This is a genomic window from Pseudoalteromonas sp. PB2-1 (assembly GCF_045040605.1).
GTDB classification, from domain to species: domain Bacteria; phylum Pseudomonadota; class Gammaproteobacteria; order Enterobacterales; family Alteromonadaceae; genus Pseudoalteromonas; species Pseudoalteromonas arabiensis.
The window spans coordinates 282,550-296,576 of record NZ_CP090668.1 but is presented as its reverse complement, the minus strand read 5'-3'; the positions used below and the strand labels follow the sequence as shown (position 1 = coordinate 296,576).

General features: G+C 40.1%; 15 protein-coding genes and 1 pseudogene. 4 read left to right on the top strand and 12 right to left on the bottom strand.

The genetic code is table 11. The features are described from left to right. Positions 1-4: 4 nt before the first annotated feature. From L0Z67_RS18265 to dapA, 4 genes are all read right to left on the bottom strand, one after another. Positions 5-262 carry a phosphopantetheine-binding protein gene (locus tag L0Z67_RS18265; protein ID WP_062567139.1) on the bottom strand — a complete coding sequence of 86 codons (258 nt, stop codon included), beginning with the start codon at positions 260-262 and terminating at the stop codon, positions 5-7. Next, a complete protein-coding gene (locus L0Z67_RS18260; RefSeq protein WP_237115339.1) occupies positions 259-1,035 on the bottom strand; it encodes a 1-acyl-sn-glycerol-3-phosphate acyltransferase in 777 nt (258 codons plus the stop codon). The genes L0Z67_RS18265 and L0Z67_RS18260 overlap by 4 nt, the downstream gene beginning before the upstream one ends. Beyond that, positions 1,025-1,735, bottom strand: a complete 711-nt coding sequence (locus L0Z67_RS18255; RefSeq protein WP_062567141.1) for a beta-ketoacyl synthase chain length factor — start codon at positions 1,733-1,735, stop codon at positions 1,025-1,027. The genes L0Z67_RS18260 and L0Z67_RS18255 overlap by 11 nt, the downstream gene beginning before the upstream one ends. Positions 1,736-1,842: 107 nt before the next feature. After that, positions 1,843-2,757, bottom strand: coding sequence for a 4-hydroxy-tetrahydrodipicolinate synthase (gene dapA / locus L0Z67_RS18250; protein ID WP_237115340.1), 915 nt, complete (start codon positions 2,755-2,757; stop codon positions 1,843-1,845). 160 nt (positions 2,758-2,917) lie between these two features. On the opposite strand from dapA, the gene L0Z67_RS18245 reads away from it, so the two are divergent. Then, positions 2,918-3,571 (top strand): DUF6058 family natural product biosynthesis protein, encoded by a 654-nt coding sequence (locus tag L0Z67_RS18245; RefSeq protein WP_062567143.1) that lies wholly within the window; start codon positions 2,918-2,920, stop codon positions 3,569-3,571. Between the two features lie 34 nt (positions 3,572-3,605). Here the strand turns inward: L0Z67_RS18245 and dkgB are convergent, their stop codons facing one another. Both dkgB and L0Z67_RS18235 read right to left on the bottom strand, forming a co-directional pair. Continuing rightward, a complete protein-coding gene (gene dkgB, locus L0Z67_RS18240) occupies positions 3,606-4,421 on the bottom strand; it encodes a 2,5-didehydrogluconate reductase DkgB (protein WP_237115341.1) in 816 nt (271 codons plus the stop codon). 213 nt (positions 4,422-4,634) lie between these two features. After that, a complete protein-coding gene (locus L0Z67_RS18235; RefSeq protein WP_392353841.1) occupies positions 4,635-4,859 on the bottom strand; it encodes a hypothetical protein in 225 nt (74 codons plus the stop codon). Between the two features lie 251 nt (positions 4,860-5,110). Here L0Z67_RS18235 and L0Z67_RS18230 point away from each other — a divergent pair. Both L0Z67_RS18230 and ykgO read left to right on the top strand, forming a co-directional pair. After that, positions 5,111-5,362, top strand: a pseudogene (locus L0Z67_RS18230) (type B 50S ribosomal protein L31). A 12-nt stretch (positions 5,363-5,374) separates the two neighbouring features. After that, positions 5,375-5,512 carry a type B 50S ribosomal protein L36 gene (gene ykgO / locus L0Z67_RS18225; RefSeq protein WP_062567147.1) on the top strand — a complete coding sequence of 46 codons (138 nt, stop codon included), beginning with the start codon at positions 5,375-5,377 and terminating at the stop codon, positions 5,510-5,512. Positions 5,513-5,534: 22 nt separating this feature from the next. Here the strand turns inward: ykgO and L0Z67_RS18220 are convergent, their stop codons facing one another. After that, positions 5,535-5,921: a cytochrome b562 gene (locus L0Z67_RS18220; protein WP_392353726.1), complete on the bottom strand. Its 387-nt coding sequence runs from the start codon at positions 5,919-5,921 to the stop codon at positions 5,535-5,537. A 155-nt stretch (positions 5,922-6,076) separates the two neighbouring features. Between L0Z67_RS18220 and L0Z67_RS18215 the strand changes: the two genes are divergently transcribed. Further along, a complete protein-coding gene (locus tag L0Z67_RS18215) occupies positions 6,077-7,096 on the top strand; it encodes a substrate-binding domain-containing protein (RefSeq protein WP_392353724.1) in 1,020 nt (339 codons plus the stop codon). A 43-nt stretch (positions 7,097-7,139) separates the two neighbouring features. Here L0Z67_RS18215 and L0Z67_RS18210 read toward each other — a convergent pair whose 3' ends face one another. The 5 genes from L0Z67_RS18210 to upp all read right to left on the bottom strand — a co-directional run bounded on the left by L0Z67_RS18210 (position 7,140) and on the right by upp (position 13,893). Continuing rightward, positions 7,140-8,909, bottom strand: coding sequence for a sugar phosphorylase (locus L0Z67_RS18210; RefSeq protein WP_237115343.1), 1,770 nt, complete (start codon positions 8,907-8,909; stop codon positions 7,140-7,142). Between the two features lie 12 nt (positions 8,910-8,921). Then, complete coding sequence (locus tag L0Z67_RS18205) at positions 8,922-10,142, bottom strand: glycosyl transferase (protein WP_237115344.1); 1,221 nt, start codon at positions 10,140-10,142, stop codon at positions 8,922-8,924. Further along, entirely contained in the window at positions 10,135-11,877 is a 1,743-nt protein-coding gene (locus L0Z67_RS18200; RefSeq protein WP_062567152.1) for an HAD-IIB family hydrolase, read from the bottom strand. The genes L0Z67_RS18205 and L0Z67_RS18200 overlap by 8 nt, the downstream gene beginning before the upstream one ends. A 138-nt stretch (positions 11,878-12,015) precedes the next feature. Continuing rightward, a complete protein-coding gene (locus tag L0Z67_RS18195) occupies positions 12,016-13,203 on the bottom strand; it encodes a uracil-xanthine permease family protein (RefSeq protein WP_392353839.1) in 1,188 nt (395 codons plus the stop codon). A 60-nt stretch (positions 13,204-13,263) separates the two neighbouring features. Then, positions 13,264-13,893: a uracil phosphoribosyltransferase gene (gene upp, locus L0Z67_RS18190; RefSeq protein ID WP_062567154.1), complete on the bottom strand. Its 630-nt coding sequence runs from the start codon at positions 13,891-13,893 to the stop codon at positions 13,264-13,266. Positions 13,894-14,027: the final 134 nt, after the last annotated feature.

Below are 14,027 nucleotides of genomic sequence, written 5' to 3'. Positions count from 1 at the left end.
TATATTACGATTTGTTTTGATTAATAAAATCAGCAAGTGCATCTACTGAAGCAAAATGCGCTTTTGTTTGTTCCGAGTTCGCATCAATTTTCACATTAAACTCTTTCTTGATAGCTAAACCAAGTTCAAGGGCATCAATACTGTCCAGCCCTAAGCCATCAACGAATAACGGTTGGTCATTCTCGATATCATCAATGCTAATATCTTCAAGGTCTAAGCTGCTAATGATTAATTGTTTTATTTGGTTCTTTAGTTCAGTCATAGTTGCCTGAGTTCCTCTGTAAAATAATCCTGTAAATCACGGGTTAATTGTCGCGCTTGCATTGCAGGCTGCTCATCTTTAAAAGAATCTGTGTATGCAAATTGTTGATTAGCAAAGCGCATCTTAAAATACGCCTTCGTGGGAGCGACTTTATACCAAGGTGTGTCTTTAGTTAGTGTACTTGGCTTCATACTAATCACTACTGTTGTTATGGGTGCTCGACAACGTGTTGCAATATTCGCAGCACCACGTTTGAATTTTAATGGTTCATTAGGCGTTGTTCTCGTTCCTTCAGGAAAAATAATCAAATTATTACCTGATGCAAGTGACGCTGCACATTCCTCTAGTAACTCTTGTGGATCTTCGTTACTAATATACCCCGTGCCCTTTATAACTCCGCGCATAAACGGGTTTTTAAATAAGTGTGCCTTAACGACACAATCTGCATTTTTAATCACTGATATGAGAACAACGACATCAATCAAAGATGGATGATTAGCCAACACCAGTTGACCTTTAAGTTGTTTGAAGCGCGCCCTATCATGCACAGAAAAATGAATAGCGCCTGTGTAGTGCATCAAAGCAACAAAAAACTTAAATGTGTAATGCACTGTGATACGTGCTTTTTGCTTTTGTTTATGGGCTGAGGGCTCAATACAACGCTGCAAAGGGAATACCAGCAAGGTTAAAACTATGCCACCCATACCAAATACAACAAAACAAAACCCAGTTGCAAAGATACGCCAAACTTTACCCAATAAGTTAAGAGCCATGGTATTGAAGCATCCAAGCCGACTGCTGATGTACAAGCACTGTTTTCGGTTCCTTGCGAATAAACGCATCTGCAAGTTGCACGCTCAATGGTAAACAATCGCTAGGAGGAGACACATCATGATTTGATAACTTGTTTAGTTCAAAATATGCATCGTTACCAAGTTGTGTTGAAAGCAAAAACGAGACACTATGATCCACTTGCAACTCATCAGCAAAGCAAAGATATTCTTCAGGCAGCACACTGTCTGTATGATTGATTAGAATTTGACTTTCAAGACCTGATTTGACGCGGGCATAACCATCTGTAATAGCATCAATGATACTCTCTGCACCGCCGGCAATGGCATTCATAGCTGCTTTGTTTTGACCTGTTATCGAGAAAATACCCGTGGTCGCATTATGCACACTTAGCCCAAACGCAGTAGGAGATAAAGGCGCTTGTTCAACGAGGGTATTGAGTAACTTAGCTGTTTTAGGTAAGTCACCATGACGTGATGAAAAATTCACAGCAACTTGAGTGTGTTCTGCTTTTGCGTTATGTAAGGTATGCAATGCCATTTTCATGTAAGGGCTTAACCTACGGCGTTGCATGGCAGGGATCCAGTTTAAATCAAGTTCGCTGGAGCTTGATACTAATCGTTCAGGTATTTGTTGCCCGGGTGCAACCCAATAACACAGATTATTAACAACAAATTTCACAAACGTTTATTCTTTTAGCGCTAATCGATTGCTAATTTTACCCATTGTCCACAAAAAAGTAAAACTTTGACACTTAATTGTAACCAAAATTAAGTGTCAATTCAGTTTTATCGTAAGATAACGCCTTTTTCGTTTAAAAGTTGAGCTTTATCGCCCACAATATCAGCAACATTAAGCTCATTAATTAGGTGTTGTCCAAGCGCTTGTTGTGCTTGCGTTAACGGCACATACGGTAAACGGAAAACACTGTTTACTGCACCAGTCATCATTAAAGCGGTATTAATAGCAATTGGGTTTGGTTCACAGAATAACCATTGCATTAACGGCTGTAACTGAGTGTTAAGACTATCGTTTTTGTTATCCATTAACTGACGGAACAAGCCTGGAATTAAGTTGGAAGTTACCGAAATAACACCATGAGCATTATAGATATGACGAGCATCATGACTTTCATCATCATTGCCTGACCAACACGCAATACCTTGTTGTTCATAATGAGCAATTCGCTCATTACCACCACACTCTTTAACACCGATAAAATTTTCATGCGCTGCTAGTGGTTCAATAATATCAGGTGTAAGGTCTTGCCCTGTGCGGCCGGCCACGTTATAGATAAACGCAGGACCAATATCTAATAAGCGTTTAAAGTGCTCTTTCACACCAAGAATAGACGTACGACCATAATATGGATTAATTTGCAGTGCTGCATCCATACCAGTTGCAAAGCCATATTCGGTAGCTTTAATGGCTTCACGGGTATTATTACTACCTGTGTTACCTATGATAACTAGACGATCTGAAAATTTACTTACACTATGTGCAATAAGCATCAAGTGCTCTTCCCAATTCATTAGTTGGCCTTCACCTGTGGTACCACCAACAATAATCCCATCGACTCCTGCTGAAATTTGTTGTTCAACAAGCTCATCGTAACAAGCCAGATCAATATCACCGTTGTTGAGATAAGGTGTTTTAATTGCTGTGATCAAACTTGCTTGTTTAATTGTTTCTAGGCTGCGCATAACTATTTTTATGTTTGGAAAATTTGCGCTAGTTGTAACATAAATACAGGCATTTTCCGAGTAGTACATGCTAATAAATAAAAATACTTGATAAAATGTTTAGGGTAAGCCAGAATTAAACACTGTACAAATAAACAGTATTTATTGCGAGTAATTGATAATGCAACTTTCAAAATTTTTGGCTAATTACTTTTACACCACAGAGGAGCTTTGTCATGCACTATCAATTGATGAAGAAACACTAACTGATTGGCAACAAAAAGGGCTATTCCCGAAACCAAGTTACTGCTTACAAAGCCAATTAGAATGCAGCTCTTACTCAGGTATTTATCAATGTGAGGAATATCAAGACTTTTATCCTCGTGGTGCGTCTAGCTGGGGCCAGCACATTATTAAACATGATGTAAAATCATCATGCCAAGCCTTCAATCACTTTGCCCAACAATATTCGACTCAACTTAGTAAACTGGCCGAGCAAGGTTACGCCCTTAATGAAGACTTATTTGGTTCTGAGATTGACGAACATTTGCAACAAGTTTGGCAGCAGTTTTTATGCAGCAAATATGGGGTATTAACCCAAAATGGGTTGATTGAAGAAGCCGTGCAACTTGATGTAGCAAAGCTACTCATTGATGATATTACCGAACTTCGTACGAAAACAGGCTTAACAGTCGATGAGCGCCAAGCACTTCACAAAGCTTTAAAACTTATGAACAAAGCATTGAGTCACGGTACTGGCAACGAAGGTAAAAACACCCTGCGTCACAAATATATTGAAGAAGTTGTCTGCAAATATGATCTATCTGTAAAATAAATAAAGCCGCCAAATGGCGGCTTAACCTTATTATTTATTGATCCCACTGTGGTGCAAAATCAGGGTTCGCTAAACGTTTGTTTTGGTCTAACGCATTAATTCTATCTATGTCTTCATGATCAAGTTTCACTGAATCATCAAAATTATCAGCCAAATTTTCTCGCTTAGTTGATGATGGGATTGTCGTCATCTCATTTGCATTTACCCAAGCAAGTACGATTTGCGCAGGTGTAGCGTCATGTTTTTTCGCTATATCCAATATCACATCATCTTTGAGGGCTTCACCTACGGCAAACGGCATATAGGCGGTAACATGGATATCATGTTGTCCACAAAAAGCGCGCAATTTAGTATTGGTAAGATACGGATGAACTTCAATTTGATTGGTGAAAATTTCTCTCGCGTCGAGCGTTTGCATCGCCTCTTTCAAGTTGGCAATGGTAAAGTTTGAAACACCAATGTGTTTTGCTAAACCAAGTTCTTTTACTTTTTTGAGCTCAGTTAAATATTCACTCATTTTTTCTCCATTACTCGGAGAAGGCCAGTGAATAAGTAATAAATCAACATAATCTAGTTGTAGCTTTTCAAGGCTTTGTTTAACACTATCAACAAACTTGGCTTTGTTTAGTTTGTCATTCCAGACCTTAGTAGTAATAAAAATTTCACTGCGGGGCACAGAGCTGTCTTTAATTGCTTTACCGACTTGCTCCTCATTACCATAAATTTGCGCTGTATCTATGTGTCTAAAACCAATATCAAGCGCCATTTGAACTGAATTGTAAGCTGTCTTTCCTTCTAGGCGAAATGTACCAATACCTAAATCTGGCATTTCAATAACATGTTGTGACATAACCTCTCCTTTTAAAGTAATTCGTTATAAGCTTACTTACTTCACTGAGGCCAAATTTTAGAGTTTCAAGGAGGGATTTAAAATAAGTTAACTTAACAGGAAATTATTCACCGTAAATAAGTACTTCCTAAATTGCTCAAGATTACCTATAAACATGTATATAGATAATACACACGCCCTCATTGGGAGTTTTATACTCTTCTATTTATTAAATTAGTCTAAGTGCTCATAGTGACCGCGGTACACTTCAAAGGTTTTCACTACCGTATGCTGCTCTTTAGTGAGATTATCAAACCAAGTATCAAAACGCTCATCATCATCCTGCTCACCCAGAGCAAGGTACTGTGCTAAGAGTTCAATTATCTCATTGTGACTGAAGCTTAAAGTATCGACATGGCTCGCAAGTGTTGAATGATCTTTATCACGAAGCGTATTCATTACATTTTGGTCCAATTGCTCAGTTTGAATTTCATCGTTCACTGCCTTACTCCTTCTTATTATATGAGCACACATACCTAGTTATAACAGCCTTATTAACAATAGCCAGCTTTTTGAATTCAAGTGGTCAGAGTTTGTTCAGACTGACTAAAATCAAACCACAAATATTAAATAAGAATTATTTTTATCTTGATCTTACCAGTTTGAACACTTATCATTTGATACATTATCACATAGCAAAAGGTTATATAATGAAACCGAATATACACCCTGATTACCAGTAAGTCGCCTTTCATGATACAGCAGCAGATAGCTACTTTATTATAGGTTCAACAATTAAAACATCGCGAACAGTAGAGCTTGAAGGCAAGACCTATCCCTATGTGCCTATCGATGTATCGAGTGACTCACACCCTTTTTATACTGGTAAACAAAAAGCTGTGGCAAGTGATGGTCGAGTTGCCGCATTTAATCGCCGATTTAAAAATTTAGCGAGCAAATAAAAAGAGAATTAAATGAAGGTATTAAGTTCATTAAAAAGCGCAAAAAATAGACCTGGGTGTCAAATCGTCAAACGTAAAGGGCGCGTGTACGTGATTAACAAAGAAAACCCACGCTTTAAAGCCGTACAAGGGAAAAAGAAAAAACGTTAAAAAGGTGCAAAGGCACCTTTTTTTATTTGCCAAATAGTAGCTCCCAAAAACCAGGTGGCTCATGAAGTTCATGGTATTTTTTTCGTAAAGTATCTATTTCTTTTAATGGTACTTTTGCCGCTAGTATTCCCTGCTTATTGGCGAGCCTTTTAGCATCTTCTGCTTTATGGATAACTTTATCGATACCCTCAATAGAAGCAGATTGATGCTGTTTAAAGTCAGCCTTTTTTGCTTTCTCTAATAGTTGAATAAACTCATCAATTGCGTGGTTGAACTCGCTCAACTCACTGGCTTGCACAGCATTTTTGTATGCTAACCCCATATTCTTCATGTTAGCTTCTAAATCGATGCCTTTAGCAAAGCTAGATAAAGAGGTAACTAAAAAAAGGGCACTCAAAACAACTCTCATACTACTTCCTATTAAAACTAACTTAGCGTTAATTATATCCTTTTTGGTCGATAGAAACGAATTTATACAGCCTTTTTTATAAGCCAAACAGCTAATCGAAACTTCTGCCAATAAGCGCTATACTCACTTCATTGTTGTATTGTTTTTAGTTGTTTATGGCAAAGGCCCTTTCTTTCTTATTTTGTTTATTTTGCATTCCCAGTGTTTTAGCACAGCATAAAGTTATTTTTATCAATCCGGGTTACGCCGATACCAATACCACAGGGCCTTTTTGGTTTGAAGTATCTGAGCTCATGCGCGATGCAGCAGATGATTTAGATATAGACTTAACAATTGAGTACGCTAATCGTAATCATATTTTAATGAAATCGCTTGTTGTTGAAGCGATAGACACTAAACCTGATATGCTGATTTTAGTGGATGAAAAAAGTGTACTCAGCCAACTACTATTAGATCTGCCAAAGTTTGATACCCCGATATACTTTTTACTAAATCGTCCTACTGATGATGAACTTGCAGCCTTAAGTAATAAAGGGCTTAATATTTCAGGCAGTGTTGTGCCAAACAATGTTCAAGCAGGAAAGTTGTTAGCTCAAAAGCTCGTAGAAAAAAATAACGGACAAGCTAACATTTATGCAATTCATGGTGACTATACAACTCACGCATCTATTGATAGACAACAAGGCATAACTGATTATATTTCAAAAGTAAATAACGCGAAATTGGTCGCACAAAGTGTTGCCAATTGGTCAGCAACGCAGGCTTACCGCCAAAGCACTGGCTTTTTAAATCACCAAAAACAAATAAACATTATTTGGAGTGCTAATGATGCGATTGCGCTTGGAGCGATTAGAGCACTTAATGACAATAAGATACGCGATAAAGTCTTAGTAGGCGCGATTAATTGGCCACTCAAGGCTGCGTCGGAAAAAATCGACATTTGTATCGGAGGGCATGTCACACTTGGTGCTCTAGCAATGGTAAACATATATGACATATTCCAACAACAGCCTTTGGAGCTACATCAAAACATTGCTATTTTTACGCCTCACACAGCTAGAACAGTCACGTTCGTTGAGAAAATTCATAGCAATAGTTTGGCGATAGATTTTAAGAAATTTAGTAAAACTGAGCAGAATTCTGAGCCGTTCTCCATAGCAGCACTCCTCCCCTAGCCTTTAAAAATAAGCTGTAAAGGGCATTTACAGCTTATAAACACTACTTATTACTTAGCCAAATAGCTTGATAAGGTGACAACACTATATTTTGCGTGTTTTCTTCTATAACTTGCCCTGAAATCAGATCTTTCCAGCTTTCAGTTTCAATCAGATTTAGATCTGCGAAGGTAAGGGTTTTTGATTCATCAGTAATGTTATAAATACAAAACATGCTCTGTGAACGATTAATACTTTGTCGCCAAAATCCAAATAGTCCATCGCTAATATGTAAGGTGTATTGCGTCGCATTAGGATGAAATGCGCTCTGTGCCTTACGAATAGTCATCAGGTTTTTCATTGCTTTAAACACGGTACGATGGTGAGTATTTTCATTACTAAGTTTTGCCAATAGCTCTGACTCTTGCCAGCGATGGCGGTTAATCGCTCGGTTATGTTGGCTATTTTCAAAACGCTCGTAATCGTTAGTAGTACCTAACAAGCTATGAATATACAGACCCGGAATACCTTCAAGCGCAAACATTATGGCATGCGCACATAAAAAGCGTTCAACCCCCCATTTGTCTGGTCCTCGATGCGTACCTTGTAATGCATCAAACAAAGCAATGTTCAATTCGTAAGGGGTATTGGTACCATCTGGTGCGGTTCGTAATGATACTTTACCACCATATTTAGCGGTCGTGCTGACCATTTCCGCTATTTGCGCTTGATCAAGTAAACCTTCAACAGGACGCAAACCAATACCATCGTGAGAGCCAATAAAGTTAAAGTAAGCTGTACCGTGCTGGGCTGGCGGCATACTCATCATCCAATGCTTCAATGCAGTGCTGTCACCACTGAGTAAAGTGTGCAATAACAGCGGTGGCAATGAAAAATTATAAATACAATGTGCTTCGTTAGCATTACCAAAATACGACAGGTTTTCTCGATTAGGTATGTTAGTTTCTGTGATAATGATCACGTTAGGTTCAACATGCTCAATTAGGGTGCGAAGCAACCTAATCACTTCGTGAGTTTCAGGTAAGTTGATGCAGCGGGTATTGAGCTTTTTCCATAGAAATGCCACGGCATCAAGGCGGAAAATACGTACGCCATTGTCTAAGTAATGACGAATAATGCCCACAAATTCATTAAGCACATCTGGGTTGGCAAAATCAAAATCGACTTGGTCATGACTAAAGGTGCACCACACATGTTGCAAACCATCTTTAGTTTCAACTGCCTGTAAAAGAGGCGATGTGCGCGGGCGAACAACTTGAATAAGATCATCACTCGGACTCGCCGTTTTAAAATACCCTTTCCCAGGCTCTTTGCCTTGAATAAAGTTTTCAAACCAAACACTTCGACTTGAACAATGGTTGATCACTAAATCAGCCATCAACCTGACATCCTTCGAAATATCACGAATATGCTGCCAACTGCCTAACGCTTCATTCACTTGCACATAGTTCATCACCGCGAAGCCTTCATCTGAGCTATACGGGTAAAACGGCAAAATATGCAGGGCATTGAGTTCAGGCAAACATTGGTTCTTAACAAAGCGATGTAAGGTATACAAAGGCGGTTCTTCAGGCTTAGCTACCGCATCATCCGTATTAGCATGACGAATGATTGAATCACCGTAGGCAATTAAGATCATGTCTTGCTCATCCCAACGGTTTTTATGCGGCGTCGGGTCGCGGACAGGATCATCACCTTGCATGGTGTTGATTAGCCTGTTTGCGAGTTGTTCAAGGGTTGTTGGTAGTTCAACCTCGCCGTAGATACAGGTTAAATGCTGTATAACCCGTTGTTGTAAAAGCTCTAAAGTCACGCGCCTTCCCCATTAAATGTAATCTTTGTTATCAAGCTCTACGGCTTCTTCTAAGCGCGCAAACACATCTGGCATGGCAGAGGCAACACGGTTCCAGCTCGGCACAAAGGGGGCTTCCATTGGGTACTCTAGAAAGTGCTGACCCGCATTCATAATATTTTGCGCGAACATCTCAACAGCTTTTTCTTCTTGGTGAATATCGAGCGTTAAGCCATTCATGAGCGCATCGTTGTGATAGGTTTCAATAAAATCGAGTGCAATACGGTAATAGGTCGCTTTTAATGAGCGAATTGTTTCTGTTGTAAAGGTCACCCCTTGTGTAGCCAGCTTTCTAAATAAAGCTTTAGTGATATCAATCGACATTTTTGACAATCCGGTTGCTTGATTACTGAGCGATAGGTCTTGGTGTTTATGATCGTAATTATCGGCAATATCGACCTGACATAAACGGTTATGCGAGTAGTTTCGATACATCTCTGATAGCACACCAATTTCTAAGCCCCAATCACTTGGAATACGAATATCGTTGAGTACATCACGGCGAAACGAAAACTCCCCCGCTAGCGGATAACGAAACGAGTCCATATATTCTAAATAATCATTACTACCTAAAATTGTTTTAAATGAGCGCAATAACGGCGTTACCAGCAAACGTGACACGCGGCCATTAATTTTGCCCTCAGCGGTGCGCGGGTAAAACCCTTTACAAAATTCATAGTTAAAACGAGGGTGAGCAACAGGGTAAATTAAGCGTGCTAAAAGCGCTCTGTCGTAAGTCAAAATATCACAGTCATGAAGCGCAATTGACTCAACTTTTGACGTTGCCAACTTATAACCCATGCAATACCAAACATTGCGACCTTTACCTAGCTCTCGTGGTGCAACGCCCAGTTTTTGGAGTTCTTTATCGAGCGCTTGTAAACGCGGGCCATCATTCCAAAGTACTTTATGATGCTGATCAAGCTCAGCAAAAAACTGTAGTGCATGGCGATATTGGCTTTCGTCGGCGCGATCTAGGCCAATGGTAATTTGCGATAAATAAGGCACATGTTTGAGCTCAGCAATAATACTTTGCAAAGCGGGGCCTTCTAACTCACTGTAAAGCGACGGTAAAATCAGTCCCATTGGGCGTTGTTTTGAAAAGCCCAATAATTCTTTTTCTAGCTCTTCTACTGGGCGGTCAGCAATATTGTGTAAGGTCGTGATAATGCCATTTTGATAAAAATCAGCCATGAGATTGCTCCTGTTTTGCTGCAAAACGCGCTTTGATGATAGTTAACGCAGAAACTTCTTGAACCCAACCTGCTGGGGCTGGTTTTTCGCTGAGCTGCCAGGCTTTTTGTAATATTTGTGATTGCACCTGGCTGCCAGGATTATTGATTAGAATGGCGGTGTCGGCCGCTTTTAGCATGGCCACATCGTTTTGACTGTCGCCGAGGGCTATCACAGTAAATGGATTGCGATAGGCTTTTTTAAACTGATTTAACAGCCATTTTTGTGCAAGACCTTTATTGTTACCTTTGGTTAAATGAATAAAACGCCCGCCAACAAGCACTTCGTAGCCTGCTTGGCTCATAGCATCTATCAAGCCTTGCTTTTCTTCATCGTTGCCCGAGAAACAAACCGGATCTGAGTACTGGCGCTGTAAAGCCAGTTCACTTTTACCAACAGGTAGTCCTGTTAACTCGGCTATTTCTGGTGCACTAAATTGGCTAAATAAGCGCACACAATGACTGTAATCACTCGCATATTGCTTAAGATCTTCATGCAATTTATCGGTGCTTTGTGTCATAGCAAAGCGCCAATAACCTTTATATTCATCACAGCCAATCGGTTTTACTTTGAAAGTGTCTTTTGGGATATAAACGGCCGCGCCATTTTCAACAATAAAAGGATGATGATGATTTAAACCTTTTTGAATATCAGTAACTTCAGCAAAAGTTTTGCTGGTGTTAAAAATGACATTGACACCACTTTCATTCAACTTTGCCAAAAAAGGTTTGATTACCTCACACTCGTAACTATCGTGATCAAGTAATGTGCCGTCTAAGTCTGTAAAAATAAGTGGTTGTGCAATTTGGTCAGCCAGTAGTTCCATCTTGGTGATATCACGCTCGGTATCAAGCAATAATAACGCATCCACGCTGTGCGTAAGAGTGGCTAAGTTTTCACGCGTAATTCGTTCAAAATGAGAGATAAAACGCTTTAAACTCACTTCGTCAAAGGTGCCCTGCCCTTGGCCTTTTTTAGCAATTAACTTTTGCTCTTGCTCCAAGCGCCACGCATACACATCTTCAAATGAAGGCGCTTTTAACATAATGGTGTAATCAGCCATCGCGAATACATGTTGATATTCATTCGCTAAGCAACTATTGACACAACGGCGCCAAATGCCGTCGGCATCTTCTTGTTGTTCTAATTCATTAACTGGAGTTTGTAATTGATAAGGTTGCTGCGGTGTACTGGCTACACACCAGCCTTCAAAAAACACGATATCAATCGGCTTTTGGCTACTAGGCCATTGCTCTTTTGGCACTGGATCATCAGTTAGCTTATCAAATTGAGGTAATGGCACATCCACTTTACCTGCCAACAAGGCTGACAAGGTTTGCTCCATTAATTGCGTATCATGCGTCCCTGGTACCCCACGACTTGCAAACAAAGGATGAACGTCTTTAGCAAGCTCAGAGCGAGCATCGCGACTTAAATAAAAGTCATCGATTGATAATGACACGCTATTGAATTCGGTATTACTATTAACCCAGGTCACTAAAAAATCAGCGAGGGTTGTTTTACCTGAGCCTTGGCAGCCGTTGATAGCCACTAGCATAGGTTGGCCAGTTATTTTTGCACTTAAGATATCGTGCGCGAGGGGTATAAAAAACTGCTCACTTAAGTATTGATACTTCAGTGGTAACTGATGCTTCGCTAAAAACGGGGTAATATCCACAACATTTGCCTCTTGCATAATCGCTCCTACCAGTATGACATAGAGATAAATGCAGTTAGTAGACCAGTTTTATAATTCCTTATTTTTTAAATAGTTACAAAAAAAGCGCATATTTAACGCGCTTTTTTGGTGCAATATTCAAGCAGTTTCTAAATTCTAATCAGGTTGTTGCACTGCTTTGGGGAGAACAGCATTTAAGATAATCCCCAAGATTGCGCATAAGCTCACACCTTGCAAACTAAACTCGTTACCACCGATATGCATGCCACCAATACCAAACACTAAAATCAGTGCGATGATAGTCAGATTGCGAGGCGCGGTAAGGTCTTCACCCGATTTTACTAAGGTATTTAAACCAACCACGGCAATAGAGCCAAAGAGTAAAATCATAATGCCGCCCATCACAGGCACCGGAATAGTTTGTAAACCTGCACCCATTTTTGCTACAAACGCGAGCACAATCGCAATAATAGCAGTCCAAAGCATCACCCGTGGATTGAAGTTACGGGTAAGCATTACCGCCCCCGTTACTTCAGAGTACGTTGTATTAGGTGGACCACCAAAAACCGATGCCGCGGAGGTAGCGAGGCCATCACCTAATAAAGTGCGATGTAAACCCGGTTTCTTCAAATAGTCTTTACCCGTTACTTGGCTAATTGCCATCATGTCGCCAATATGTTCTATGGCTGGCGCTATTGCCACAGGTACCATAAACAAAATAGCTTGCCACTTAAACTCAGGGTAGGTAAATGCCGGTACTGCAAACCAGTTCGCTTGAGTGACCGGATTAAATTCAACAATACCTATAAATAACGAAGCGAGGTAGCCTGCGACCACACCGGCAAGAATAGGAATGAGTTTAAATACACCTTTACCCCATACAGCAAAAATCAGCGTAACCAGTAATGATAAAGCTGAAACCCAAATAGCTTGCTCATAAGGGATTAATTGCGCACTGCCATCACCAGCTTTACCCATTGCCATGTTCACAGCGACTGGCGCTAAAGCTAAACCAATGACCATAATCACAGGGCCAACAACCACAGGCGGTAACACTTTATGCAGAGCATTTACGCCTTTAAACTTTACAATTAAACTAAGCGCAAAATAACAAAAGCCCGCCACCATTAAACCGCCCATTGTTGCAGGAATGCCCCACATTTGTACCGAGGCGATAATGGGTGCAATGAAAGCAAAAGACGATGCTAAAAAGATAGGAACTTGGCCTTTGGTAACCACATGAAACAGTAAAGTCCCTAAACCTGCGGTAAATAAAGCCACATTGGGATCAAGGCCTGTCAGTAAGGGCACAAGTACCAGTGCGCCAAATGCTACAAACAGCATTTGCGCGCCGGTAAGAATGGTTTTTAACGAAAATGGTTGATGATTTTCCACGTGAGCGCCTTACACTGTGCCAAAAATCTTGTCACCGGCATCTCCTAAGCCTGGAATGATATATCCTTTTTCGTTTAAGTGACTGTCTAATGATGCGGTGAAAATTTCAACATCAGGGTGTGCCGCAAGGGTTTTTTCTACGCCTTCGGGGGCTGCCACTAATACAATGACTTTAATATCTTTACAGCCTGCTTTTTTCAACATATCGATAGTGGCGATCATTGAGCCACCTGTTGCCAGCATTGGGTCAATAACAAGGCTTAAACGCTCATCAATTTTGCCAACTAACTTTTCAAAATAAGGCACTGGCTCAAGTGTTTCTTCGTTACGTTGAAGACCCACAACACTCACTTTTGCAGCGGGTAATAATTGCATCACGCCATCCATCATGCCAAGGCCGGCACGTAAAATTGGCACAACAGTAATTTTTTTACCTTTAATGTGCTCTACATCTAATGTTGAACCATCCCATCCTGTGATTTGCACGCTTTCTAGTGGTAGGTTTTTAGTTGCTTCGTAAGTAAGCAAAGTACCTACTTCAGACGCCAGCTCACGGAAACTTTTTGTACTAATACCTTCTGCACGCATAAGGCCAAGTTTGTGTTGAACTAACGGATGAGTAATTACATTAATAGACATAAGTAGAACCTAAATGAAATAAATTACGCCTATTTTAGCGTATAATAGCCCGCGCTACCGCAAAAAATGCGTTGTTATTGCATTAATTTCGTTAATAGGTCTAATATTAATCAAAAGGCCGAAATATTAATTTT